The following is a 24,789-nucleotide window of genomic DNA, read 5'->3' on the forward strand; positions in this document are numbered from 1 at the left end:
CTCCCAGAGGGAGAGGGAGCAAGACCTGGCCGACAACGCCAGGAGGGTTATGAGCGGCTTTGCAAAGATTTCCGTTGGTGGAAATTGGGCACGGCGGGCAGCATGGGCTGCTCTCCGTGCTTTTTTTTGGCTGCGCCCGTCATTCAATCGACGCTTCCAAAGCCTGCGCCTCGCCACGCACCCGCCGCATCAGCTCATGCTGCAGGCTGAACACCTGCAGTTGCTCGGCATAGGGCATCAGCATGCGCTCTTCCCGCGCGATGCCCACGCCCAGCAAGCCGGCCATTCTTTCCTTGCCCACCTGGCCGTGCACCAGCAGCTCGTCCACGATCTGCAGCAGCAGCGCTGAATCGGCCGCCAGCAGTTCCCTGGCGCGGGCATAGGCCTGCGTGAGCAGGGCCTCGATCTCAGCGTTGGTGGGCCCAACGTCGGTGTTGAGGTGCTCGTTGGTGCTGTCGGTCACGTCGGTGCGGCTCAGCCGGCTGCCGAAGCCGTAGTAGCGAACAAAACGCGCGGCCAGCGCGGTGGCTTTCTTGAAGTCGCTTTCGCTGCCGGTGGTGCAGGCGTCTTCGCCGAATACCAGGGCCTCGGCGGCGCGGCCCGCCAGGCTCACGCAGATGCGGTCCAGGCAGCTTTGCCGCGACTCGGCCTTCATGCGCATATAGCTGTTGTAGCCGCCTTCGAAAGAGGCCACGTTGATCTTGACCTCTTGCGGCGCGTGCCCGAACAGCCGGCCGTAGGCCAGGCCGTGGCCCGCCTCATGCACGGCCAGCAGGGCCCGGAAATCCGGGCTGGCGCGCTGCTTGAGCTGGTTGAGGTCCAGCGGCACGGGGTAGTCAATGCCGGTGCCGCCTTCCTCACCCAGGCTGACGCGCAGGGATTGCCTGGCCGTGTCCAGGCTGACGTGCAGCGTCGCGTCCGACGGCACACCCTGCTCAAAAGCCCACAGCACGGCATTGACCAGCGGCGCGCTCAGGATGGCGTGGATGGACGAGAACAGCGGGCGCGTGCCCTGGGCCGGGAACACCGCATTGGCATAAATGCCCTGGTACACCGACTCATGCAGCTCAAACGACAGCCCGGCGCTTGCCCGCATTTCATCGGCGTAGCGCGCGCAGGTGCTGCGGATCAGCCGCTCGTAAGTGGCCTGGCTCAGCGAAGGGTAGATCACGTGGTTGTTGCCCAGCCTGGCGATCTGCTCGGGCTTGAAGCGTTCACCCAGCGCTTTCTTCACGTCGATCATCGACAGCTTTTTCGTCATCGCGTGAAAGATGTCGGCATCGGTGTCGCAGTCTTCCACGCGCTGGGCCGTGCCCTCATACATCTCGTCGAGGTTGCCCGAGACAATGATGAGCAGGCGGCTGTAGTCGGTCTCCCATGCTTCGCTGGAAGCCTTGAATGCCAGCATGCGCTCCTGCAGTTGTTGCGGCGTCCAGGTCATCACCTCCTGCAGCGGCTCCTTGAGCTTCAGGCTTTGCCGGAACTCCTGGGCCTGGTAGGGCGACAGGGCGAATTTCGGTTTCTTGGGCCGGGCGCCGTCCGTTGCAGGTGCGGCCTCCGCTTCGCTCGCGCCCTCGCGCTCATGGTCGTACAGCGAATACGCCAACGACGATTCCAGCTCCTGCAGGAAAGACAGCGACGGCGGCAGGCGCCCGTCGGACAGCAATTGCCACACGTCCTGGTAGCGCTTCACGGGCATGTCGTCGCCCTTGTCATTGATGGTGCGAAAGCGCTGGAACTCGTCGAGCACCAGCATTCCGGGCTCGCCTTCGGCAACGCCCGACTCCGCCAGCATCGCGCTGATGGAATCGGCGCTGCGCCAGCTGCTGCCGTGGCTGAAGCCGTCCATCTGCACCTCCACAAAACGGTCATAAAAGCCCAGCTTTTGCGCCAGGCTGCGCGTGAGCTGCGTCTTGCCCGTGCCGGTCAGGCCCCAGAGGCAGACGATCACCGGCCGGCGAATGATGTGCGGCAGCACATACCAGGCACGGATCGATTCGATCACCCGGTCGATGATGTCGTCAATGCCGAACAGCTCGGTCTTCAGCTCTGCGGCGACCAGCGCCAGGTGGGCGCTGCGCTCGCGCATCAGTTCAGGTTGCACGCGGGCCGCGGCCGCCGTGCTGCTTGTCATATCGTTCTTCATGTCAGTCAATCAATTTTTTGAGGGCTTTTTGCAAAGCCACGGTTTCAGCCCGGCGATTGGCGCCGGTGCTGCGAATGTGTTTGCCCGCGCCGGATGTGGCGGCACGCTGGGCAAGAGCCCGCACCACGGGATTGCGCGGTGGGGGCAGCTGCAAAGTCAAGGCAAGCGGCTGCTTCATGCGTCGCAAATGCTTGACCTTGCCGGCGGCAAAGTCACGGGAAAAAGTTTTGGCACTCATGTGCACGCTCCGAAAAAGCAAAACCCCGGCGAAAAATCAGCCTGGGGTTTGCGGAGCGTGCTTCACACGTGGAGGCACGGCACCGACTGCCCGCAGGGCTGGGTATGGTTGGCACCACATCCAGCCGGGGGCAGTGGAGGGTGCGTCAGGTGTGGGTGAACAAGGTCATGGTGTTGAAGGTGCTTCGGGGGATAACCGCACAAGGTTGCTAGTTGTGCGGCGGCTCAAAGCAAGGAACGGATTCTGAAGAGGCCGCACAAGCTTGGCAAGTTTTTCGCGGCGGTTTTTCGCAAAGTGTTGCGAAAATCAAACCACCGCTGCGGCATGCGGCGGTGGTTCCTGCCGCATCAGCGCCGTGACGACACCACGATGCCGCCCACGATCAGCACAAAGGCGATCGCATGGTAGAGGTGCGGCAGCTCGCCGAGGAAGGCGGCCGAGAGCAGCGCGGCGAACAATGGTGTGAGGTTGGAAAAGAAACCCGCGATGGCCGGCCCCACGCGCTGCACGCCCATGCCCCAGCAGCGGTAGGCGATCACCGCGGGCCCCACGGCCACATACAGCAGGGCCGCGGCCAGCGGCCAGCCCCAGGTGATGTGCGCGTCTGTCAGCGCCCACTCTCCGGCGGCGAAGGCGCCCGACCAGCCCAGGCCGAACACGATTTGCGCCATCAGGAAGGCTGCCCAGTCGCCGCGGATTTCGGCGGGCTCCCTGGGTTGCGACAGCAGCCAGCTGTAAAACGCCCAGGCCAGCGTGGCCAGCAGCACGTACAGGTCGCCGGGCACCAGCTGCACCTGCATCAGCAATTCCAGCCGGCCGCGTGAGAGCACCACCAGCACGCCGGCAATCGACAGCACGGCGCCGACGAGCTGCCGCCTTGAAACCGGCTGGCCGAAAAACAGCGCGCCCACCACCAGCATCCAGATCGGTACGCTGGAAGCCACCAGCGTCACGTTGAGCGGCGTCGAGGTCTTGAGTGCCAGGTATTGCAGCGCGTTGTAGCAGCCCACACCCAGCAGACCGAGCACCGCGAAGCGCTTCCAGTGGGGCCACAGGCTGCTGCCGGGCTTGAGCAGGCGCCAGGCCAGCGGCAAGAGGATGACGAAGGCCAGGGCCCAGCGCAGGAAGTTCAGCGTCATGGGCGGCACCAGGCCGGTGACCAGGCGGCCCACGACGGCATTGCCGGCCCAGAGCATGGGAGGGACCACCAGCAGCGTGGCGGTGGCGGGCGAGAGGCGTTGAGTCATGGGAGGACTTTAGCAAGCGGCGCGGTTCCCCCTGTGGTGGTTCCGGCTTCACCCTGTGTACCTGCGGCTTATTTCGATTCATGGCACCATGGCGGCCACGCTTTTCGCTTCTGCTTCCATCTTTTATTTCTCCCCTGCAAGGAACACCTCCATGGCCTCCTATCCCTCCAAAGCCGTACGCATCAACCAGCACGGCGGCCCCGAAGAACTCAAGCTGGTGGACGTGGAGGTGGGCGAGCCCGGCCCGGGCGAAATCCGCATACGCCACAAGGCCGTGGGCCTGAACTACATCGATGTGTACCAGCGCAGCGGCGCCTACCCTTTTGCCATGCCGCTGCAACTGGGCATGGAGGCCTCGGGCGTCGTTGAGGCTGTGGGCGAAGGCGTCACCCATCTCAAGGCGGGCGACCGCGCGGCCTATGCCAGCCAGCCGCCCGGCAGCTATTGCGAACTGCGTGTGATGCCGGCCAAGTGCGTGTGCAAGCTGCCTGATGCGATTTCGTTTGAAACCGGCGCGGCCATGATGCTCAAGGGCCTGACCACGCAGTACCTGCTCCGCCGCACGCAACCGCAGGGCGGCCTGCAGGCCGGCGACTACGTGCTGTTTCACGCGGCGGCGGGCGGCGTGGGCCTGATCGCCTGCCAGTGGGCCAAGGCCATGGGCCTGCAGCTCATAGGCACGGCCGGCTCCGACGAAAAATGCGCGCTGGCCCTGTCGCAGGGCGCGGCCTTCGCCATCAACTACGCAAAAGAAGACTTCGTGGCCCGCGTCAAGGAGATCACCGGCGGCAAGGGCGTCAAGGTGGTGTACGACTCGGTGGGCAAGGACACTTTCATGAAGTCGCTCGACTGCCTGCGTCCCTTCGGCCTGCTCGCCAACTTCGGCAATGCCTCGGGCAAGACGCCGCCTCTGGACATCGGCCTGCTGGCCTCCAAGGGCTCGCTGTATGTCTCAAGGCCCACGCTGTTCACCCACATCGCCACCCGCGAGATCACCCAGGAAATGGCCGACGACCTGTTTGCCATGGTGACCAGCGGCAAGATCAGCATTCCGATTGACCAGCGTTTTGCCCTGGCCGACGTGGCCGAGGCGCACCGTGCCCTCGAAGCCCGCAAGACCACGGGCTGCACCATCCTGACCTTGTAAACCAGGACGAAACGCCTGCTCCGGGGCGTAAACCTGTGTAAAGCTGGGGTCGGCATTCAACGCAAGCAGCGGTGCCTGCGTTAGAAAGGGCTGCAGGAGAACAACAATGCCCACAGCGAAACCCATCGCCGGCCTGCTGGCCGGCTTGCTGGCCGCCTTGGCCGGTACCCCCGCGCTGGCCGAGGGACAGGTCGACGCCATTCCCCCCGTGGCGCCGACCGCCAATCTTTCGGCGACCTGGCGAGCGGCGTCGCGACTGGGCTATGCCCCCACACCCACTTGGCCGCAGGCCGCTGCCTCGCCTCGCGCGTGGGCGCTGCAGCAGCTTGACGCGGCTTATGCCGCCAGCAAGCGCCCCCCCACACTTCCCGCCGAACTCGCCGGCATCAACGCGCCGATAGGCGACATCGCGCGCAGCTTCCAGGCCGAGCGCGAGGTGCGCCGCACCGCACGCGCAACGCCCAAGCCCGGCATGCCCGCCGCCGCCGCCGCCGCCGGAGGCGATGAGAAATTCAGCCGTGACATGGCACAGGGCGCCGCCGCCTGGCGGTTGATGTCCTGCAGCGACCCGGCGCTTGAAAACCCGCTGCTCGCGCGCATGACCGAGTTCTGGTTCAACCACCTGAATGTGTTTGTCGGCAAGGGCCCGGTGCGTCCTTTTGTGGGCCACTACGAAATCAACGTCATACGCGCCAACGCCCTGGGCCGCTTTGAGGATTTGCTGCTGGCCAGCGCCAAGCACCCGGCCATGCTGTTTTACCTGGACCAGGCGCAAAGCAACAGCCGCGGCCTCAATGAAAACTACGCGCGCGAACTCATGGAGCTGCACACCCTGGGCGTGAACAGCGGCTACACGCAAAAGGATGTGCGCGAGCTGGCCCGCATCCTGACGGGCTGGACGGTCAACCTCAAGGACGGCGAAGGCTTTCGCTTCGCCGAACGACTGCACGACAAGGACAGCAAGGTGCTGCTGGGCCGCACCTTCGGCAACGAAAGCGTGGCCGAGGGCGAGGAAGCCATACGCTACCTGGCCCGCCGGCCCGAGACAGCGCGGCGCGTGGCCACCCGGCTGGCAACTTTCTTTGTGGCCGACACACCGCCGCCCGCACTGGTGCAACGCCTGTCCGGGGTGTTCACCAATACCCAGGGCGACCTGCGCGCAGTGATGCGCAGCTTGATCGAATCGCCGGAGTTCTGGGCCGGCGGCAACCAGCTGTTCAAAACCCCGCTGGACTTTGCCTGCTCAGCACTCGCCGTGGCCGGCGGCGTGAAGGACAGGCGCGACATCGGCCAGACCCTGGGTTTTCTGGCGCAGGCCGGCCAGCCCATGCACGGCTGGCAAACGCCCGACGGCTACAAGACCGATGCCAACACCTGGCTCGCGCCCGAAGCGCTCACGCGGCGCGCCGACTATGCGATGGGCATGGCGCCGCGCATGGCCGAGCCGGCTTACCTCAGCGCTTTTTTCAGCGTCGCGACGCGCGAACGCATCGCCCAGGAGCCCGCGCAGATGCGCACCGGCCTGATGCTGTCCAGTCCTGATTTCATGCGCAAATAAAACAGGTAACCCCATCAACACATAAACGGCAGCGGGGACTTTTATGAACTCAAACCTATCTTCTTCGTCATTGCGACACTCGCTGCCGCAACGCCGCAGCGTGCTGGGCCTGGGCGCCTTGTCCGCCCTGTCGCTGGCAGTGCCCGGGGTGTGGGCGCAAGCCGTACCCGGTGGCCTGGGCAACGGGCGCCTGGTGGTGGTTTTCCTGCGCGGTGCGTACGACGGACTCTCCGCCTTTGTTCCTTATGCCGACAAGGACTATTACGCGCTGCGCCCGAATATCGCGATCACCGCACCCGACGGCACGGCGCAAACCGCTATCAAGCTCGACAAAACCTTTGCCTTGCATCCCGCTCTCGCTCCGCTGCTTCCGCTGTGGCAGCAAGGCGTGCTGAGCTTTGTCCCCGCGGCCGGCCTGCCCGCGCCGAACCGCTCACACTTCGATGCGCAGTACCAGATGGAAATCGCCCAGGGCGGCAAAACCAGCAGTGCGCCCGGTTGGCTCAATACCACGGCGGGTATCGACAAGACCGCCGCCGGCGGCGCTGTCGCGCTCGGCGTGGGCGAGGCCAACCCCGCCATCCTGGCCGGCCAGGCCGCCGCCGTGCGCTTGATCCCACGCGGCCAGTCCGCCGAACGCACGGGTGTGCTGGCCAATGACAAGACGCGCCAGGCGCTGATGGATTTGTACGGCGGCGACGACAAGCTCAGCGAAGCTTTTCGCCAGGGCGCGGGCAGCCGCATGCAGAGCGCGCAGGAGCTGACTGAACAAAGAACCGCCAGGACCCAGAAGATGGCGCAGGACGCCCAACGCATGGCCGACAGAAACCTTGACCGCGACGGAACGCCCGCCAACATGCAGGCCCAGAAGGCGCAAATGCTGGCCGCCAGCAACGGCGCCGCCGACCCGGTGGGCCTGCAGCTCGACGCCCAGCACCTGGGCACCTTGATGCGCAACGACCGCAAGCTGCGCCTGGGCTTTTTGTCGGCCGGCGGCTGGGACACCCACGCCAACCAGGGCGCAGCCACAGGCCAGCTCGCCAACAATTTGGGCAACCTCGCGCGCGGCATCGCGCAGCTGCGGCAGGATTTTTCAGAGCCCGGCGACGTGGTCGTGGTGATGAGCGAGTTCGGCCGCACCAGCGCGGAGAACGGTACCCGCGGGACAGACCATGGGTTTGGGAACGCCATGTGGCTGATGGGTAGCCGCGTCGCCGGTGGGCGTTGGCATGGGGCGTGGACGGGTCTCGGCCAACTTAACGAAGGTCGCGACCTTCCTGCTCACCATGACTATCGTTCTGTTTTGGCGCAGGTTCTGCGGGGGGCTTTTTCGTTGGGGGATTCTCAATTGGCTGATGTGCTTCCTGGGGCTAAGTGGGATAAGAGGTTGGATGGGGTTTTTAATAAGGCCTGATTCTTTGCTGAGGTTTGCTGGCCGGGTCTCGCCCCGGCAGGCGAGGCACTTTTCTTTGCTTCGCCAAAGAAAAGTACCCAAAAGAAAGGCGACCCGCAGTCTGGGTCCCCTACGCTGCGCTACGGGGCAACCTGCGGTGCTCGAGCCAAGCGGGGTCAAAAACAACTCGCTTCGCTCAAACAAGTTTTTGCCCTGATCCGCTTGTCTCTGCGCTCCTCGGCCCAGCCAGGACGGGGCAATCGGGAACGGGGTCAGAAGACAAAGAAACCAATACCAATACAAACAAGGACACGCCACGGCGTGTCCTTGTTTCTTCAGGTATTCGGCTGTTTGGTATTTCTGTCCCCACCCCTTGTGTATGCGCCGAGGAGCGCAGGGCCAGACGGATCAGGGCAAAAACTTGTTTGAGCCGAAGGCGAGTTGTTTTTGACCCCGTCTGGACCGAGCACCACAGGCTGCCCGCAGCGAAGCGGAGGGACGCAGACACCAGGGTCGCCTTTTCTTTTGCTTACTTTTCTTTTGGCGAAGCAAAAGAAAAGTGAGTTGCCGCCGGGCAACCCCCGGCCAGCCGCCCTCAGCAGAGGAAAGAGGAGGAAGAGCGCGAAGGCCGGAGCAAGACCCGGCCAGCCCAACCGGCCAGGTCAAATAAACCCCTCCAACACTATCTTGCCGCGCGACTTGCCCGATTCAATCAGCGCATGCGCGCGCCGCAAATTCGCGGCATTGATGCCGCCAAAGCGCTCGGTCAATGTGCTGCGGATCAAGCCTGCATCGACCAGCTGCGCGATCTCGGTCAGCAGCCTGTGCTGCGCCACCATGTCAGCTGTGCCGAACATGGAGCGGGTGAACATGGACTCCCAGTGGATGGAAATGCTTTTGCGTTTGAACTTTGTCATGTCCACGTTCTTCGGGTCGTCGATCAGGCCGAAGTGGCCTTGGGGGGCCAGCGCCTCGACGATCTGGTCCAGGTGCGAATCGGTTTGCGTGAGGCTCACCACGTAGTCGACCTCGGGAATGCCTATGCGCTTGAGCTCCGCGGCAATCGGCTGGCTGTGGTCGATGACGTGGTGGGCGCCCAGTTCTTTCACCCAGGCCTGGGTTTCGGTGCGTGAGGCGGTGCCTATGACCGTGAGCGAAGTCAGGCGCGCGGCCAGCTGCGTCATGATGGAACCGACGCCGCCCGAGGCGCCGATGACCAGCAGCTTTTGGTGTGTGGGCTTTTTGCCCGGCTGCAGGCCGAGGCGGTCGAACAGCATTTCCCAGGCGGTGATGCTGGTCAGCGGCAGGGCGGCGGCCTGCGCGAAGTCGAGCGAGGCGGGCATGCGGCCCACGATGCGTTCGTCCASCAGGTGCAGTTCGCTGTTGGTGCCGGCGCGCATGATGGAGCCGGCGTACCAGACCTTGTCGCCGGCCTTGAAGAGCGTCACGTCGGGGCCCACGGCGCGCACGATGCCGCTGGCGTCATAACCCAGCACCTTGTAGTCCTGGCCCGCGGCGCGCGAAACGCCTGCGCGCACCTTGGTGTCCACCGGGTTGACGGAAATCGCCTTCACTTCGACCAGCAGGTCTTGGCCCGTGGGTGTGGGGTCGGGCAGGGTGATGTCGACAAGGCCGGCCTGGCCTGCCTGGTCCAGTGCGTGGGCTTGCTGGTAGCCAATGGCTTTCATGGTGGAGTCCTTTGAGTTGAGAAGAATGGCAAAGAGGAATGGATGGCTTGAACTGTATGGTTTTTGAAAATCAAGATAAACGAGCCAGTAGTTGAAGCTATTTACAAATAAAATTTGTAAATGAAAGCCTTGCAAGACCTGGAGATCTTTGTCCGCACCGTGGATTCGGGCAGCCTGTCGGCCACCGCACGCGGCCTGGACCTGACGCCCGCCGCCGCCAGTGCCGCGCTCAAACGGCTGGAAGAAGAGCTGCAGGCGCCGCTGTTTGTGCGTTCCACGCGCAGCCTGCGCCTCACGCGCGAGGGCGAGGTTTTTCTTGCACATTGCCGGCCCGCGCTGGCCGCCTTGCGGGATGCCCAACTGGAGCTGGCCAGCGGCCGGCAGCAGGTCAGCGGCATGCTGCAGCTGGCCGCGCCCTCTGATTTCGGCCGCAACCTGCTGCTGCCCTGGCTGGAAGCGTTCCAGCAACAGCACCCCGGCATCCAGTACCGCCTGCACCTGTCGGACCGTGTCACCAATGTCTACAGCGACCTGGTCGATGCCGCCTTCCGCCAGGGCGAGCCGCCCGACTCCAGCATGCTGGCGCTGCCGGTGCAGCTGACGAACCGCCGCGTGCTGTGCGCATCGCCGGCCTACCTGCAGGCGCGGGGCAGGCCCGAGTCGCCGCAGGCGCTCGCCGGGCACAGCTGCCTGTGTTTCATGCTCGGTGAAGAGGTGTATGACCGCTGGAAGTTCTGGCGCGATGGCGAGGAAGTGGTGGTGCGCGCCGGCGGCGGCAACATCGCCAATGATGGCGACGTGGTGCGCCTGTGGGCGCTGGCCGGCCGCGGCATCATGTACAAGTCACGGCTGGACGTGGCGGCCGACTTGGCCGCGGACCGGCTGGTGGCCTTGTGCACCGAGTGGCAAACCGAGGCATCGCCGATGTACATGGTGCTGCCGGGGCGGCGGCAATTGACGCCGGGCCTGCGCTTGCTGCGGGAGTTTATCGGGGAGCGTTGCGCGGCGTTGGCCACCAGTTAGTTTGCAACCGTGTGTGTGCATCCGCAAGCGAATGGTTCAAACCCGCCCTCACTCCAGGGTTGCGTCCAGGACTACAGACCCGCGGGCGCATCGCGCGCACAATGAATTTTCCAGCCGCCATCTTGGCGGATCACAAGGCAGCCCGGCCCGCAGGCCCGCGCGCTGCAATTCCTGAAAGGAAAAAAATCCCATGCAAATCCAGGTCAATTCCAAGCACACGATGCACACCGGCGAGTCTTTCGAGCGCTGGGCCAGTGGCGAATTGCATGAATCGCTGAGTCGCTTCAAGGGCGACATCACGCGCATCGAGGTCCATATGAGCGACGAAAACGGCGACAAAGCCAGTCCCGACCAGAAGCGCTGCGTGATGGAGGCGCGCCTGGCGCACCACGACCCGCTGGCCGTCAACCACCAAGCGCCCAATCAGGACCTGGCTTTTCGCGGCGCCAGCGACAAGCTCAAGCGCTTGCTGGACCACACCCTGGGCAAACTGCGCGACCATCACCGCGACCGCGAAACCATACGGCGCGAACCCGCGCCTGAAGTCGGAGGAAGCGCTTAGCCTGCTCCGGGCTGCTCCAGCGCTTTCACCATGGCATAGCGCAGGAGCTGCACGCCGCGGCGTTCGACCTGCTGCTCTTCCTTCACCGTAAAACCGTGGCGCGCAAAAAACGGCTGCCCGAGCAGGCTGGCTTCGGTGAAGAGTTCTGCCACGCCCAGCTCGCGCAGCGCGGCTTCGGCGCGACCCAGTAACTGCGAGGCCACGCCCCGGCGCGCCGCCAGGGGTGAGCTGAACATCAGGTCGATGTGGCCGTTTTCCTCATAGCCGACAAAGCCCAGCAGCGCATCGCCGCTGTTCCGCGCATCCTGCGCTACCAACACCCTTAACGGTTTGAGGCGCGCATCCCAGATTTCCAGGTCCGGTGGTTGCGGCGCCCAGGCTTTGCGCTGCGCTTCGTCATAGTGAGTGACGGCCAGGCCGTGGACCGCATCGGTGAAGAGCTGGGCGACGGCGGATAAATCCGCATTGGTGTAGGAGCGGATGCGCATACCGGTTTGTTTGAAGATATGTTGTTGGGATGCTGTCAGTCAGGGGTCTCTGAGGGCTCCTGCTCTTGCGGTGCCAATGCCCCAGCTACCGGGATAACAATTTGCGCAAACGCACCTGCCTTGGCGATCAGCCCAATCGCAAGCAACAACTCAAACAGGGCGACGGCGATATCCAGTTTGGCGTCCAGCGTAATCGATGAGAACGCGGCGGTGGAAGACTCCAGAAACAGAAAACTGCGAAATACAAGCCAGACCAAGGCCGGCGTCGACTTGGTGATCAGCCACAGACCCAGCAGTGCCGAGCCGACCTTCGCAAGTTCATGAGGCTCTGCGGACAGGCGGTTCTCATAGTGCGTGCGGGGCAGCAGCTTGTGAGCTATCGCCATGGGGCAGAGCCAGAACAGCAGCGCTGCAGTGACGTACGCCGCCCCGATAGCGTAGGAGATGGTGTTGGACTTGTTGCCCAGATTATTTGCCGCCAGAGCGGCGGGAATAGTGACCCAATAAGCCACGCTCGCAATGCCAAGCCAGATGGCGAACAAACGGACACCCAGTCCAACCAGTTGTTGAGGAGTCATGCAATTCCTGTTGATGAGACGCCATCCTGCCGGTTCGGCCTCAGCGCGCCAGATTCCCGGCCACTGCGGCCGGGAGGGCGGTTTTAACATGGATCCAGGGCTCCTCAAAAAGGTAAAAAAACACCGCCCTGCAAGTGCGTGGCGGTGCGGGCTCACACCCTGTTCAGAACTTCCCCAGGTAATCCATCTTGCCCAGCGGCACACCCTGATGGCGCAGGATGTCGTAGGCCGTGGTGAGGTGGAAGTAAAAATTGGGCAGCACGAAATCGAGCAGGTAGGGCTCGCAGACAAAGTTCATTTCCTTTCCGCGTACCTTGAGCGTCACGGCGCCGCCCGCGCGCGCGTTGATTTGCGCTTCGTCCACGGTCTTGAGGAAGTCCAGCGTCTTCGTGATGCGCGCTTGGAGTTCTTCAAACGTGGTTTCGGTGTCGGCGAAGCTGGGCGGGGTGACGCCGGCCAGGCGCGCCGCGCCGAACTTGGCGGCGTCGCTCGCGCCCTGGACCTGGCCTGAGAGCGGGTACATGTCGGGCGCCAGGCGGGCGCTGACGTAGGTGGAAAGGTCTATCTTGTTGGCCTCGGCGTGGGCTTTGGCTTTTTCAAGCACGGCTGCCAAGTTGGCAAAGCCGCGGATAAAGACGGGAATCGAGGCTTGGTAAAGGGTCAGCGACATGGAGGTTTTCCTGGGATGCGTGAATTCGGGTCGGCGCAAAAAAACGCCAGTCCCGATTTTGTTCCTGTTGCGGAAATTTTGCTGCCATCTGGTGCAAACTGCCGGAAAGCCGTGTTTCACGATCCATTGAGAACTGCTTCTTGAGCCCATGAAAATCGCCTTGCTGTCCGACATACACGCCAACCTGCGCGCGCTTGAGGCCTGCCTGGCCCATGCCGCCGCGCAGGGTGCCGGCCGACTGGCCGTGCTGGGGGACCTGGTGGGCTACGGTGCACAGCCGGCCGAAGTGGTGCGGCGTATTCGTGCACTGGCAGGCGAGAGCGCGATCGTGCTCAAGGGCAACCATGATGAGTACGCTGTGGCGCCATCCGCGCGAGGCCATTCGCCGGACCAAAGCGGCGCTGCCTGGACTCGCGAACGGCTGGACAAGGATGCGCTGGATTTCCTGGCGGCGCTGCCGCTGAAGGCCACCGTCGACGCGGCGCTGCTGGTGCATGCCAGTGCCGACGCGCCCGAGCGCTGGCACTATGTCGACAACGAACGCCGCGCTGAAGCTTGCCTCAATGCCGCCTGCCTGGACACCGCGGTGCGTTATGTGTTCTGCGGCCATGTGCACGAGCAGGCGCTTTACTTCCAGGGCGCGGGGCAGGGGCTGATGCGCTTTGCGCCCACGCCGGGTGTACCCATCCCGGTGCCGCCGCACCGCCGCTGGCTCGCCACTGTGGGCTCGGTGGGCCAGCCGCGCGACGGCAACACCAAAGCCATGTATGCGCTGTTCGACGCCGCCCGGGCCGAGTTGACCTTTCACCGTGTGGCTTACGACCACCTGGCCGCCGCGGCCGATGTACGCGCGGCGGGTTTGCCCGGCTATCTCGCCGAGCGGCTGGAGGTCGGCTTGTGAAGCTGATGGCGCCCGGCACCGTGGTCGACGGATTTGTCGTCGGCGAATGCCTGCATGCAGGCGGCATGGCGCATATCTACCAGGTGGGCTATGCCGACACGTCGCGCACCGCGCCTTTTCCCATGGTGATGAAGGTGCCGCGCATGACGGCCGGCGACGGCGCTGAAAACATCGTGGGCTTTGAAGTGGAGCTGCAGCTGCTGTCCGCGCTGACGGGCCCGCACGTGCCGCGCCTGGTGGCGGCCGGAGACCTCGAAAAACTGCCCTACCTGGTGATGGAATACGTGCCCGGCCGGACCCTGCAACAGCTGTTGGACGACAGCCCGGGGCCGCTGCCCGCGCAGGAGATCGCCCGGCTGGGTGCTGCGGTGGCCCAGGCGGTGCACAGCCTGCACCTGCAGGAGGCCTGCCACCTGGACCTGAAGCCGGCCAACGTGCTGCTGCGTCCTGACGGCAGCGCGGTGCTGCTGGACTTCGGGCTCTCCTGCCATGCGCATTACCCGGACCTGCTGGCCGAAGAATTGCGCCCCGCCGTCGGCTCTCCGGCCTGGATGGCGCCCGAGCAGGTGGTGGGCGTGCGGGGCGACCCGCGAAGCGACATCTTTGCCGTCGGAGTGATGCTGTATGAGCTGGCCGTGCGCGAACTGCCCTTTGGCAACCCGCAAACTCGCGGCGGCTTGCGGCAGCGCCTCTGGATGGACCCGGTGCCACCGCGCGCCTTGCGGCCCGACTTGCCCGAGTGGCTGCAGGAGGTGATCCTGCATTGCCTGCAGGGCGAAGCCGGCCGGCGCTATGCGTCGGCCGCCCACCTGGCGCTGGACCTGTCGGATCCGTCGCAGATCGCCGTGACGGAATTGGGGCGACGCCTGCAGGCCACAGGCTTCTGGGCGCATTTCAAGCGCTGGCTGCGCGCGGCAGGCAAAGCTTACCGCCCCAGCGCCTTGCCTTCGCGGCAGATTGACGCGGTGCCCATCGTCATGGTCGCCCTGCCTTACAAGGACGTGAGCGACGCCACGCTGTATTCGCTGCGGCGCGCCGTGATGCGGGTGCTGGGCACGGCGCCCGGCGCGCGTCTGGCCTGCGTGACGGTGATTGACACGGCGACAGCGGACGGCCCGGGCAGCGAGACGAGCGAAACTGCGGTACACCGCCGCTACCTGGGCATGCTCAGGCAGTGGGCCCAGCCCTTGGGTCTGGACAGCCGCTCGCTGTCTTTCCATGTCATCGAATCGGGCGACGTCGCGCAAGCCCTGCTGCACTATGCCCAGGGCAACCAGGTCGGCATTATCGTGATGGGTGCGGCAACGCACGGCTTGCAGATGCAGCGCCTGCTGGCGACGGTGCCCATCAAGGTCGCCATGGCGGCGCCCTGCACGGTGATCCTGGTCAAGCAGGCGCTGCCGTTTGAACGGCTGGCGGGTGAAGAGGGCGGCCCGGGTTTCTGACCGCTTGTTTCATTCCATTTCCAAATCAGGTGTGAACGCGAAGGCTTGCCGCAGACAGTGCTACAGCACGGCAAGGCGGGCCGACAAAGTGCACGCCTGATTTGGGAATGGAATCAGGAGCCGGCCATCAGCTTGTGCACGAGGTCGGCTGTGGTCGATGCCTTGTACTTGCGCATCAGGCGCGCGCGGTAGATCTCGACGGTGCGGTGGCTGATGACCAGCGCGCGGCCGATTTCCTTGGAGGTCAGGCCGTCCATCAGGTGGGCGGCCACCTCGCGTTCGCGCGCCGTGAGTTCGGCTGTGACGGGGCGGCGCGAACTGAGGTCTTCGAAAGTCCAGATGCCGGCTTCGTGCGGCGCGCTGCGGTTGAGGGCGCGGCCGGTGACGTGGCACCAGAAGGTTTCGCCCTTGTTGCGACCGTCCACGCGCTTCATGATGCGGTCGTCGGAGTACAGGCCCTTGGCGTTCAGGATGGGAATCATGCGCGCGCCTATGCGCTCGTACTCATCCGCGCTGGGGTAGAGGATGAGGAAGGACTGGCCCGCGAGTTGTTCGCGCGTGGCGCCGAACATCTCGCATAAATGCTGGTTGCAGTCCACAATCGAGCGGTTGCGGGACAGCACCAGTCCCACCGGCGCCAGGTCGAATGCGAGCTGGTAATCCACTTCCACAGTACAAACCTTTAGGGAAAACTACGTAACTTGATAAGTAGTATCGTAATGGATTGCCTGGAACACAAGGAGATGATTTGTGAAGAAACTTTTTCCCTCCGCCGCGGAGGCCCTCAAAGGCGTGGTCAAGGACGGCCAGTTGCTGGCCGTGGGCGGCTTCGGCCTGTGCGGCATTCCCGAGGCGCTGATTGACGCGCTGCGCGATAGCCAGGTGAAGAACCTGACGGTGATCTCCAACAACGCGGGCGTTGACGGCTTCGGCCTGGGCAAGCTGCTGGAAACCCGGCAGATCAAAAAAATGATTTCCAGCTACGTGGGCGAGAACAAGGAGTTCGAGCGCCAATACCTGGCCGGCGAACTGGAGCTGGAGTTCACGCCCCAGGGCACGCTGGCCGAAAAGCTGCGCGCCGGCGGCGCCGGCATCCCGGCCTTTTTCACCAAGACCGGCGTGGGCACGCAGGTGGCCGAGGGCAAGGAGTTGCGCGAATTCGACGGCGAGACCTATGTGATGGAGCGCTCGCTGGTGCCCGACGTGGCCCTGGTCAAGGCGCATGTGGCCGACAAGTCGGGCAACCTTCGCTTTAACCTCACGGCGCGCAATTTCAACCCGGCCGCCGCGATGGCCGGCAAGATTTGCATCGTCGAGGTCGAGAAGGTCGTTGAGGTCGGCGAACTGGCGCCTGACGACATCCACCTGCCGGGCATTTACGTGCACCGTATCGTGCTCAATGCCAGCCCTGAAAAACGCATCGAGAAGCGGACCATCACCGAGAAAGCGGGAGTTTGACCATGCCCTGGACCCAAGACCAAATGGCGGCGCGTGCCGCCCAGGAACTCGAAGACGGTTTTTACGTGAACCTCGGCATCGGCATCCCGACCCTGGTGGCCAACTTCACCGGCGACAAGGAAGTCTGGCTGCAGTCGGAAAACGGCATGCTGGGCATTGGCCCCTTCCCGACCGACGACAAGGTCGACGCCGACCTGATCAATGCGGGCAAGCAGACCGTCACCACCATCAAGGGCTCGTCCATCTTCGGCAGCCATGACAGCTTCGCGATGATCCGCGGCGGCAAGATCAACCTGTCCATCCTGGGCGCCATGCAGGTCAGCGAAAAAGGCGACCTGGCCAACTGGATGATCCCGGGCAAGATGGTCAAGGGCATGGGCGGCGCGATGGACCTGGTGGCGGGCGTCAAGCGCGTCATCGTCCTGATGGAGCACGTCGCCAAAAAGAAGGACGGCACCGAGGACCTGAAGATCCTGCCCAAATGCACGCTGCCGCTCACGGGCGTGGGCGTGGTCGACCGCATCATCACCGACCTGGCCGTGATGGACGTGACGCCCCAGGGCCTCAAGGTGGTGGAGCTGGCGCCCGGCGTGACGCGCGAAACGCTGCAGGCCAAGACCGGCGTCACGCTGATCTGAGGCCCTGAAAGGCAAAAGCCGCCGGCCTTTCAGGCGGCGGCTTTGGCGTCCCGGAATTCCCCGCGCGCTTATCGGCTCGCGGGTTTCTTTTTTTGGGTAATTTTCACCTTTTCGGCTGCCTCCTGCGGATCGCGATCAGCGGCCGCAGCCCTGCGCCTGGCCAGTGGGGTTCTTTCCYGCAGGAGCTCGTCCCGGGCGAGGTTCTCGATCATGGCCAGCAGCACCGCCCGCGTGGTCTTGATGTCCGCGGGCTCTATGCCTTCAATGCTCACGTTGTTGGTCTCTTCGGCCAGGGGCACCAGCAACTTTTTGAGTGCGCGGCCCTGGTCGGTCAGGTGCACATACATATTTTTCTTGTTGGTGGGCAGTTGCTTGCGCTCTATGTAGCCCAGCGCCTCCATGGCTTTCATGGCGGTGAAGGTGGTGGGCTCCATGACGCCGGCACGCTCGCTGAGTTCTTTTTGCGTGAGGCCGTCGGATTCCCAGAGGATGCGCAGAAAGGTCCAGTGCCCGAATGGCACCCCATGCCGCGCCAGCCGAACCTGCAGCGCGCGGTGAAAGGCGCGTGAGGCATCGCGGATCAGGTGCGCGAGGCGGTCATTGGGCACGGCTTCGCGCCAGTGGCGGATGATATTTTGGGTGTCGTTGCTCATGACCCCGCATTGTGACCGACTTGGTGCGGGGGCACGCAATCCCGGCCGCTGCGCGCCGATTCAAGCAGGGCCAGGCAGACGGCCGTGGTGGCGCGGGCCCATTGCCCGCTGTGCACCGCCGGCCTGTCATGGACGGCGGCGGCGTAGAGCTCGTCAATCACTTCCTGGCGCGGGACGGTCGGGGCGGGCAGGGCTTCCACGGTTTTTTCGTTGTCGGCGTAAATGGTGATTTCTGAGGGCCCTGGTCGCAGGTCGGCTTTTTCGCAGCTCACGACGATGTGGCCGAAATGCTGGTGTTGCAGGCCGGCGGGCAGGGCGCTGCCGGCGGTGTAGAGGCTGCCGCCGTAGTTGCGGGCCGCCTTCAGCGCGCTTTCTTCGGCGGACGTGGCCGCGCCCTGGAGGCGCTTGCGCGCCGCACCGTAATCGGCCGGGTTTTTGGCTTGGCCCATTTCTCCGATACTCCCGAGCAGCTCGTCCGAATCGAAGTGGCCGTAGCCGCTGTAGGTGGCCGAGGCAAAGGCGCCGCCTTCAAAACCCAGCAAGGCGCTGTAGGCGCCCTCGGTGGGGCGGGTGGCGTCCCAGGCGCCGGTGTGGGCGCGCACGCTGCGCACCAGCCCGCCGCCCAGCAGGCGCACGATGTCCATCTGGTGCGTGGCCTGGCTGTGGATCACGCCGCCGCCGGCGGCCGTGTCCAGCTCTTCGGGCCGGCGCGGGCGGTAAAGAAAGTCGGTGAAGTTCAATGCGTGGATCATCTTGACCGCGCCGTAGCGGCCGGTGTCAATCAGTTCGCGCGTGCGCCGTATCGGGGTGTTGAAGCTATGGCTATGGCCCACGATGAGGTGGACACCCGCGGCGCGGGCCGCGTCGATCATGCCGGTGCATTCGTCCACCGTCAGTGCCATGGGCTTTTCCACCATCACATGCTTGCCGAAGGAGGCGGCCAGGCGCACGTGTTCGGCATGGAACTGGTGCGGCGAGGCGATGTAGAGCGCCTCGACTGCCGGGTTGGCGCAGAGCGCTTCGAGGCAGTCGTAGCTGGGCGCGCCGAAGTCTTTTTCAAACTGCGCGCGCGCGGCGTCTAGGGGGTCGGTCGCGCCCACCAGCTTCACGCGGCCGTCGTGCACAAAGGTCGGCAGCATGAGCGTGAAGGCCCGCCCCAGGCCGACGATGCCGAGTTTCAATGTGCGCTGTGTCATAAGTCCAGTACCAGTTCCGGCGATTTTGCGCGCGAGACGCAGACCATGATGTGATCGGCTTTTTCGTCATCGGTCAGCACCATGTCGCGGTGCTCGGCCTCGCCTGCAAGGAGGGCGGTCTTGCAGGTGCCGCAGGTGCCGCTTTCGCAGGAGCTGGCCACACGCAGGCCGCTGCCGCGCAGGGCTTCCAGAATGGTTTGCTCCGCGCCGACTTCCACGGTCTTGCCGCTTCTGGGCAGACGCACGCTGAAGGGCGTGTTTTCGGCATACACGGCGGCGTCGACGCCAAAACTTTCGAAATGCACGCTGCCTGAAGGCCAGTGGCCCGACATGTCGGCCACGCTGTCCATCAGGCCTTTGGGGCCGCAGCAGTAGACGTGGGCGGGGCCGGGCTTTTCAAACACCGGCCACAGGTCCAGCGCATCGTCGATATGGCCGTTGTCGTGGTGTATCTGCACCTGGCCGGGGAATTCAGCCTGCAGCTCTTTGCTGAATGCCGTGCCGGCGGCGTCCCTCGTGCAGTAGTAGAGCTTGAAGCCGCCGGCCTTCGTGCGCTTGAGCTGCCGCATCATGGAGAGGATGGGCGTGATGCCTATGCCGCCCGCGATGAAAATAAAGTCGTTCGCATGCGCGGCGAGTTCGAAATTGTTGCGCGGCGCGCTGACGGGCAGCAACTGTCCCGGCTGCACTTCGTCGGCCATGCTGATCGAGCCGCCGCGGCCGCGCTCGTCGCGCTTGACAGCGATCTGCCAGGCGCCCGTGTCGGCCGGGTCGCTGCACAGCGAGTAGTTGCGGCGCATGCCGCTGGGCACCTCTACTGTCAGGTGGGAGCCGGCCGTGAAAGCGGGCAGGGGCGCGCCTTCAGGATGGTGTAGCTCGAACAGATAAATACCTTGCGCGACTTCCTCCTTGCGCGCTACCTTCAGCGTGAAAAAGTCGGGGTCGATGGCCGGATCCCTGGGGTTAACGCTCATTCTTGTCTCCACTAATTTTCTTGACAAATCACAAAACGACGATATTCTTAGTCATCTAAGAATAATCATCTTGCCCCGGATTTGCAAGCTGTTTTTAAACCTGTTTAACCTGTTGATCCAAGGCCGCTGTTCACAGGCCGTTACTGACGACATCACCGACCAGAAGGACATCCGCAATGCTGACCGCTGAAGAAAATGAACTGCTCTGCCGCGTGGAAGGCCAAGCCCCCATGGGCCAGATGATGCGCCGCCACTGGACGCCCGTCTGCCTGATCGAGGAGGTCAGCGAGCCCGACGGCACCCCCGTCAAGGCACGCGTCTTCGGCGAAGACCTGGTGGTGTTTCGCGACACCAAGGGCCGCGTCGGCGTGATGGACGAATACTGCCCGCACCGGCGCGTGTCGCTGGTGTTCGGCCGCAACGAAGACTGCGGCCTGCGCTGCCTGTACCACGGCTGGAAGATGGACGTCGAAGGCAATGTGCTGGAGATGGTTTCCGAGCCCGCCGCCAGCGGCATGGCGCAAAAGGTCAAGCACCTGGCCTACCCGGTGAAAGAGTGGGGCGGTTTTGTCTGGGCCTATATGGGCCCCAAGGAAACCCAGCCCGAGTTCGTGCCGCCGGCCTGGGCGCCCACGGCCGATGTCCGGGTGACCATCGCCAAGGCGCTCATTCCCTGCAACTGGGCGCAAATTCTTGAAGGCGCGATCGATTCGGCCCACAGCTCCAGCCTGCATTCGTCGGACATGGTGCCGGCACGCGTGGACGGCGCCGAAGCCACCGACACCAACTGGCTGCGCCCCTCGACCGACAAGGCGCCGCGCATGCAGGTGGAGCGCGGCGGCTACGGCTTCCGGTATGCCGCAATCCGCCGCCCCATCAAGAATGCGGCCGCCAACGACTACATCCGCTCCACCGTGTTCGTGGCGCCGGCCACCGCGCTGATACCGCCCAACAACCTCTACAACGTGGCCAACATCAATGTGCCGATGGACGACACCAACACGGCGTTCTACTTCATCGCCTGGGGCCATCCTTCGCAAACGCCGGACACCGACACCTGGCGCAGATTCCTGGGCCAGCAGATCGGGATCGACCTGGACACCAACTATGCGCCGCTGCGCAACCGCGGCAATAGTTTCTGGCAGGACCGCGAGGCCATGAAGGCCGGGAATTTCACCGGCATCACCGGGTTCCCGAACCAGGACATCGCGATGTGGGTCACCATGGGGCCGATTGCCGACCGCACGCACGAGCGCCTGGGCGCCAGCGACATGGCGGTGGTCGAGTTCCGCAAGCAGATGCTGGAGGCGGTGCGCGCCTTCCAGGCCGGCGGGGCCGCCATAGGCACGGGCGCCTTGCGCATTCCGTCCAGTGTGGTCGCCTTCCAGGCCATCGTGCCCAAGACCACCGACTGGCGCGCCTACCAGGCATCGTATGTCTGGGACACGCGAGAGCCGGCGCTGGAGCCGTCCTACTCCACCTAGGTGGGCAGCCTGTTGAGCGCTGTGCAAACCATGACCAAATCATCACCGTTCGCCCTGAGCTTGTCGAAGGGCTTCGACAAGCTCAGCCCGAACGGTGAATGGTTTGAAGTAACGAAACATCAACAGGCAAGCTGCGTTTTCTTCCTCACACTTCTTCTCTATCCTTATCGTTTTCCGTCCGTGCCGATCAAATTAGTCAATAAGTTAGTCAATAAAACCAGCCCCTAAACCAGGAGACAAACCCATGAACCCATCACGCCGCTCCCTCTTGCTGGCCAGCGCATTGCTGGCGGCCGGCATGCTGTTGCCCCAATTCGCCGGGGCCCAAGGCGCCTACCCGAGCCGGCCCATCAAATTTGTCGTGCCCTATGCGGCCGGCGGCCTGCCCGACACGGTGGCGCGCATCTTCGCGCAGCGCCTGGGCGACAGACTGGGCCAGGCGGTGGTGGTCGACAACCGGCCCGGCGCCAACGGCGTGGTGGCCGCGCAGGCGCTGGCCACGGCGCCCAAAGACGGCTACACCTTTCTGGTGACCGACGGCTCGATGTTCTCCATCAACCCCGCCATCTATAAAAACCTGGGCTATGACTACAAGCGCGACTTCATGCCGGTCTCGCTCGCGGCGCGCGCGCCGCTGTACCTGGCGGTGCACCCCAAGGTGCCGGCCAACACGCTGCAGGAATTCATCGCGCTGGCCAAGGCCAAGCCCGGCACGCTGAACTATGGGTCTTCCGGCATCGGCAGCACCCACCACCTGACCATGGAGGCGCTGAAAGCCGCGCTGGGCCTGCAGCTCACGCATGTGCCTTTCAAGGGGACGGGGCAGTCCGTGCCCGCGCTGATTGGCGGCCAGGTCGATGTGCTGTTTTCGGCCTTGCCGTCGCTGGTGGGCTTTGTGAAGGGTGGGCAGGTCAAGCTGCTGGCCACCAACTCCGCCCAGCGCTCGGCCCAGGAACCCAATGTGCCGGCCATCGCCGAAATCATTCCGGGTTTTGACTTTGCGCCCATCGTGGGCGTGCTGGCCGCCACCGGCACACCGGCCAGCGCCATTGAACGCATCAGCGCCGAAATGGCGCATATCGCCAGGATGCCGGACGTCATCGCCACGCTCAACAATGCCGGCATAGAGCCCATAGGCAGCAGCCCGGCCGATTACGGCAAAGCCATCCTCGGCGAGAACGAACGCCTGAGCAAAGCCATCGCCGCTTCAGGCATCAAACCAGAGTAATCCCCTCTGAAATCTCTCTCAAGGAACACACGGCCACATGTCAAAACTGAAACTGAGCTTCGGCTGCTGGAACTACGACCGCACCCGCGCCCTGATGGACGGGAGCGTGCAGCCCGACGGCATCGATTTGAACTACCTCAACATGCCGGTGGAAGAAACCTTCTTCCGCATGCTGCGGCACAAGGAGTTTGACGTCGCGGAAATGTCGCTCTCGTCGTACACCGTGTCCATGTTCAACGAGTCGCGGCCCTTTGTGGCGATCCCGGTTTTTCCCTCGCGCTTCTTCCGCCACTCCTGCATTTATGTGAACGCCAACTCAGGCATCCGCGAAGCCAAGGACCTGATCGGCAAGCGCGTCGGCAACCCCGAGTACCAGATGACGGCGCCGGTGTGGATACGCGGCATTCTCTCCGACCACTACGGCGTGCCCGTCGACAGCGTGACGTACTTCACCGGCGGTGAAGAGGAGCCCGGGCGCTCTGAAAAAATCAAGCTCGATTTGCCGCCCAACATCAAGGTCGAACGCATAGGGCCCGAGCAAACCCTGGCGCAGATGCTGCTCGACGGCGAGATCGATGCGCTTTACACCGCACGCATGCCCTCAAGCTTCCTCAAGGGCGGCGGCAAGGTGCTGCGCCTGTTTGACGACTACGAACAGGTCGAGCGCAACTACTTCAAAGAGACGGGCATCTTTCCCATCATGCACACGGTGGCGATACGCCGCGACGTCTACGAGGCCAACCGCTGGGTGGCGCGCTCCATGATGAAGGCGCTCGAAGAGTCGCAGCGCCGCACCTATGAAGACCTTTACGAAACCGCGGCCCTCAAGGCGATGCTGCCCTGGCTGACTTCGCACGTGGAGCAGGTCAGGCGCGAGATGGGCGAAGACTTCTGGCCCTATGGCTTTGAGAAAAACCAGAACACCTTGCAGACTTTTTTGCGCTACTCCTTTGAGCAGGGCCTGTCCAAACGGCTGCTCTTGCCCGAAGAGTTGTTCGCGCCCGAATCGCTCGAGGCGTTCAAGATATAGCCGTGGTGAAAGGCGCGCGATTCTCCGGAACGACAACAAAATGAGGCTGGATGTCTGACACCTACCTGGGCTACCTGCTGGCCGGCGGGGCCTTGCTGCTCTTCACCGCTTCCATCCTCATTACCAAGGCGGCGTCCGCCCGCCTGGACCTGGGGCTGGGCTTCCTGATTGCGACGTCCACCAACGTGGTGTTTTCCGCGCTGGCGTTGGGGGTGCAGATGCAGTTGCGCACCGACAGCCTGCAATGGAACCTGCCCGCATTCCTCATGTTCGCGGCGGCGGGCGGGTTCTCGACCTACCTGGGACGCTGGTTTTTCTATGAGTCCGTGGTGCGCTTCGGCCCCGCCAAGGCCAGCATTTTCCAGATCAGCAGCCCGCTCTTTACCGCCACCATGGCCTGGCTGCTGCTGGGGGAGCGCTTGACGCCGCTGGTGGTGCTGGGCATGGTGATGACCATCGCCGGGCTGATACTGGTCAGCAGCAAGCCCGGTGTTTTTTCGCGGCGCAGCACAGTCGCCGCGATGGTGCCCGACGGCGAGCCCGCGCCCGCCGTCGTCGGGTCCTCGGTGATCCAGCGCCTCATGCAATCGGTGCTGCTGCTGGGCATGGGCAGTTCGCTGGCCTACGCCATCGGCAATGTGCTGCGCGGAAGCGCCGTGCGCAGCTGGAACGAGCCCGTCCTGGGCGCGCTGATAGGCGCGGCCTGCGGCCTGGCGTTGCAGCTGGCTTTCAGCGCCGACAAAAGCGGCATTGTTTCGCGCGCGCGCGCGGCCAGCCGCAGCGGCATGGCGTTGTTTGCCACCATAGGTGTGACCACCATCACGGCGCAGATGTGCGCGATCGGCGCCATGCGCTATATCCCCTTGTCCGTCGCCACGCTGGTGACGCTGTGCACACCCATCCTGGTGTTTCCGCTCAGCCACCTGCTGTTCAAGAACCAGGACAGGATCACGGCGATCACGCTGGCCGGCAGCGGCTTGACATTGCTCGGCATCGCCATCATCGTGATGCGGTAACAGGCCCCAAGTCGCCGACCCACTGCCT

Annotated in this window: 25 protein-coding genes; 14 read left to right on the forward strand and 11 right to left on the reverse strand. The window is 64.1% G+C overall.

The window, feature by feature from the left end:
- Positions 1 to 139: 139 nt before the first annotated feature.
- The 3 genes from AC1DXS_RS14430 to AC1DXS_RS14440 form a co-directional block, all read right to left on the reverse strand.
- Positions 140 to 2,134 carry an AAA family ATPase gene (locus tag AC1DXS_RS14430; RefSeq protein ID WP_477738176.1) on the reverse strand — a complete coding sequence of 665 codons (1,995 nt, stop codon included), beginning with the start codon at positions 2,132 to 2,134 and terminating at the stop codon, positions 140 to 142.
- A 13-nt stretch (positions 2,135 to 2,147) separates the two neighbouring features.
- Positions 2,148 to 2,384: a hypothetical protein gene (locus tag AC1DXS_RS14435; protein WP_477738177.1), complete on the reverse strand. Its 237-nt coding sequence runs from the start codon at positions 2,382 to 2,384 to the stop codon at positions 2,148 to 2,150.
- 347 nt (positions 2,385 to 2,731) lie between these two features.
- Complete coding sequence (locus AC1DXS_RS14440) at positions 2,732 to 3,631, reverse strand: DMT family transporter (protein WP_477738178.1); 900 nt, start codon at positions 3,629 to 3,631, stop codon at positions 2,732 to 2,734.
- 151 nt (positions 3,632 to 3,782) lie between these two features.
- Between AC1DXS_RS14440 and AC1DXS_RS14445 the strand changes: the two genes are divergently transcribed.
- From AC1DXS_RS14445 to AC1DXS_RS14455, 3 genes are all read left to right on the forward strand, one after another.
- Positions 3,783 to 4,778 carry a quinone oxidoreductase family protein gene (locus AC1DXS_RS14445; protein WP_477738179.1) on the forward strand — a complete coding sequence of 332 codons (996 nt, stop codon included), beginning with the start codon at positions 3,783 to 3,785 and terminating at the stop codon, positions 4,776 to 4,778.
- Between the two features lie 106 nt (positions 4,779 to 4,884).
- On the forward strand, positions 4,885 to 6,336 hold the full coding sequence (locus AC1DXS_RS14450; RefSeq protein WP_477738180.1) for a DUF1800 domain-containing protein: 1,452 nt from the start codon (positions 4,885 to 4,887) through the stop codon (positions 6,334 to 6,336).
- Positions 6,337 to 6,379: 43 nt separating this feature from the next.
- Positions 6,380 to 7,750, forward strand: a complete 1,371-nt coding sequence (locus AC1DXS_RS14455; protein WP_477738181.1) for a DUF1501 domain-containing protein — start codon at positions 6,380 to 6,382, stop codon at positions 7,748 to 7,750.
- 641 nt (positions 7,751 to 8,391) lie between these two features.
- Here AC1DXS_RS14455 and AC1DXS_RS14460 read toward each other — a convergent pair.
- Positions 8,392 to 9,417 (reverse strand): zinc-binding alcohol dehydrogenase family protein, encoded by a 1,026-nt coding sequence (locus AC1DXS_RS14460; RefSeq protein WP_477738182.1) that lies wholly within the window; start codon positions 9,415 to 9,417, stop codon positions 8,392 to 8,394.
- 120 nt (positions 9,418 to 9,537) lie between these two features.
- On the opposite strand from AC1DXS_RS14460, the gene AC1DXS_RS14465 reads away from it, so the two are divergent.
- Together AC1DXS_RS14465 and AC1DXS_RS14470 are read left to right on the forward strand one after the other, a co-directional pair.
- Entirely contained in the window at positions 9,538 to 10,440 is a 903-nt protein-coding gene (locus AC1DXS_RS14465) for a LysR family transcriptional regulator (protein ID WP_477738183.1), read from the forward strand.
- Positions 10,441 to 10,630: 190 nt separating this feature from the next.
- Positions 10,631 to 11,002 carry an HPF/RaiA family ribosome-associated protein gene (locus AC1DXS_RS14470; RefSeq protein ID WP_477738184.1) on the forward strand — a complete coding sequence of 124 codons (372 nt, stop codon included), beginning with the start codon at positions 10,631 to 10,633 and terminating at the stop codon, positions 11,000 to 11,002.
- Here the strand turns inward: AC1DXS_RS14470 and AC1DXS_RS14475 are convergent.
- The 3 genes from AC1DXS_RS14475 to AC1DXS_RS14485 all read right to left on the reverse strand — a co-directional run bounded on the left by AC1DXS_RS14475 (position 10,999) and on the right by AC1DXS_RS14485 (position 12,738).
- Positions 10,999 to 11,490, reverse strand: a complete 492-nt coding sequence (locus tag AC1DXS_RS14475) for a GNAT family N-acetyltransferase (RefSeq protein ID WP_477738185.1) — start codon at positions 11,488 to 11,490, stop codon at positions 10,999 to 11,001. The two genes, AC1DXS_RS14470 and AC1DXS_RS14475, sit on opposite strands and share 4 nt — an antisense overlap.
- A gap of 35 nt (positions 11,491 to 11,525) precedes the next feature.
- Positions 11,526 to 12,068, reverse strand: coding sequence for a hypothetical protein (locus AC1DXS_RS14480; protein WP_477738186.1), 543 nt, complete (start codon positions 12,066 to 12,068; stop codon positions 11,526 to 11,528).
- Positions 12,069 to 12,231: 163 nt separating this feature from the next.
- Positions 12,232 to 12,738: a DUF1993 domain-containing protein gene (locus tag AC1DXS_RS14485; protein ID WP_477738187.1), complete on the reverse strand. Its 507-nt coding sequence runs from the start codon at positions 12,736 to 12,738 to the stop codon at positions 12,232 to 12,234.
- Between the two features lie 148 nt (positions 12,739 to 12,886).
- Here AC1DXS_RS14485 and AC1DXS_RS14490 point away from each other — a divergent pair, with 148 nt between their 5' ends.
- Both AC1DXS_RS14490 and AC1DXS_RS14495 read left to right on the forward strand, forming a co-directional pair.
- Positions 12,887 to 13,639, forward strand: a complete 753-nt coding sequence (locus AC1DXS_RS14490; protein WP_477738188.1) for a metallophosphoesterase family protein — start codon at positions 12,887 to 12,889, stop codon at positions 13,637 to 13,639.
- A complete protein-coding gene (locus tag AC1DXS_RS14495; protein ID WP_477738189.1) occupies positions 13,636 to 15,084 on the forward strand; it encodes a serine/threonine protein kinase in 1,449 nt (482 codons plus the stop codon). The genes AC1DXS_RS14490 and AC1DXS_RS14495 overlap by 4 nt, the downstream gene beginning before the upstream one ends.
- A 113-nt stretch (positions 15,085 to 15,197) precedes the next feature.
- On the opposite strand, the gene AC1DXS_RS14500 is transcribed toward AC1DXS_RS14495, so the two are convergent.
- Positions 15,198 to 15,755 carry a PAS and helix-turn-helix domain-containing protein gene (locus AC1DXS_RS14500; RefSeq protein WP_074575460.1) on the reverse strand — a complete coding sequence of 186 codons (558 nt, stop codon included), beginning with the start codon at positions 15,753 to 15,755 and terminating at the stop codon, positions 15,198 to 15,200.
- 79 nt (positions 15,756 to 15,834) lie between these two features.
- Between AC1DXS_RS14500 and AC1DXS_RS14505 the strand changes: the two genes are divergently transcribed.
- Both AC1DXS_RS14505 and AC1DXS_RS14510 read left to right on the forward strand, forming a co-directional pair.
- Positions 15,835 to 16,542: a CoA transferase subunit A gene (locus AC1DXS_RS14505; protein WP_477738190.1), complete on the forward strand. Its 708-nt coding sequence runs from the start codon at positions 15,835 to 15,837 to the stop codon at positions 16,540 to 16,542.
- Positions 16,543 to 16,544: 2 nt separating this feature from the next.
- Positions 16,545 to 17,180, forward strand: coding sequence for a 3-oxoacid CoA-transferase subunit B (locus AC1DXS_RS14510; protein ID WP_477738191.1), 636 nt, complete (start codon positions 16,545 to 16,547; stop codon positions 17,178 to 17,180).
- Positions 17,181 to 17,248: 68 nt separating this feature from the next.
- On the opposite strand, the gene AC1DXS_RS14515 is transcribed toward AC1DXS_RS14510, so the two are convergent.
- From AC1DXS_RS14515 to AC1DXS_RS14525, 3 genes are read right to left on the reverse strand one after another with little or no spacing between them, the layout of a single operon-like run.
- A complete protein-coding gene (locus AC1DXS_RS14515; RefSeq protein WP_477738192.1) occupies positions 17,249 to 17,833 on the reverse strand; it encodes a MarR family winged helix-turn-helix transcriptional regulator in 585 nt (194 codons plus the stop codon).
- On the reverse strand, positions 17,830 to 19,029 hold the full coding sequence (locus tag AC1DXS_RS14520) for a Gfo/Idh/MocA family protein (protein WP_477738193.1): 1,200 nt from the start codon (positions 19,027 to 19,029) through the stop codon (positions 17,830 to 17,832). The genes AC1DXS_RS14515 and AC1DXS_RS14520 overlap by 4 nt, the downstream gene beginning before the upstream one ends.
- Positions 19,026 to 20,003 (reverse strand): PDR/VanB family oxidoreductase, encoded by a 978-nt coding sequence (locus tag AC1DXS_RS14525; protein ID WP_477738194.1) that lies wholly within the window; start codon positions 20,001 to 20,003, stop codon positions 19,026 to 19,028. The genes AC1DXS_RS14520 and AC1DXS_RS14525 overlap by 4 nt, the downstream gene beginning before the upstream one ends.
- Before the next feature lie 176 nt (positions 20,004 to 20,179).
- Here AC1DXS_RS14525 and AC1DXS_RS14530 point away from each other — a divergent pair, with 176 nt between their 5' ends.
- From AC1DXS_RS14530 to AC1DXS_RS14550, 5 genes are read left to right on the forward strand one after another with little or no spacing between them, the layout of a single operon-like run.
- The gene (locus AC1DXS_RS14530) at positions 20,180 to 21,487 is read left to right on the forward strand and encodes a Rieske 2Fe-2S domain-containing protein (RefSeq protein WP_477738195.1); all 1,308 of its coding nucleotides are present in this window, start codon (positions 20,180 to 20,182) and stop codon (positions 21,485 to 21,487) included.
- 30 nt (positions 21,488 to 21,517) lie between these two features.
- Entirely contained in the window at positions 21,518 to 21,715 is a 198-nt protein-coding gene (locus tag AC1DXS_RS14535; RefSeq protein ID WP_477738196.1) for a hypothetical protein, read from the forward strand.
- A gap of 16 nt (positions 21,716 to 21,731) precedes the next feature.
- Positions 21,732 to 22,715, forward strand: coding sequence for a Bug family tripartite tricarboxylate transporter substrate binding protein (locus AC1DXS_RS14540; protein WP_477738197.1), 984 nt, complete (start codon positions 21,732 to 21,734; stop codon positions 22,713 to 22,715).
- A 37-nt stretch (positions 22,716 to 22,752) separates the two neighbouring features.
- The gene (locus AC1DXS_RS14545) at positions 22,753 to 23,745 is read left to right on the forward strand and encodes a substrate-binding domain-containing protein (RefSeq protein WP_477738198.1); all 993 of its coding nucleotides are present in this window, start codon (positions 22,753 to 22,755) and stop codon (positions 23,743 to 23,745) included.
- 50 nt (positions 23,746 to 23,795) lie between these two features.
- Positions 23,796 to 24,761 carry a DMT family transporter gene (locus tag AC1DXS_RS14550; protein ID WP_477738199.1) on the forward strand — a complete coding sequence of 322 codons (966 nt, stop codon included), beginning with the start codon at positions 23,796 to 23,798 and terminating at the stop codon, positions 24,759 to 24,761.
- Positions 24,762 to 24,789 lie beyond the last annotated feature (28 nt).

The sequence above is a fragment of the Polaromonas sp. P3_B1 genome (genome assembly GCF_056402935.1).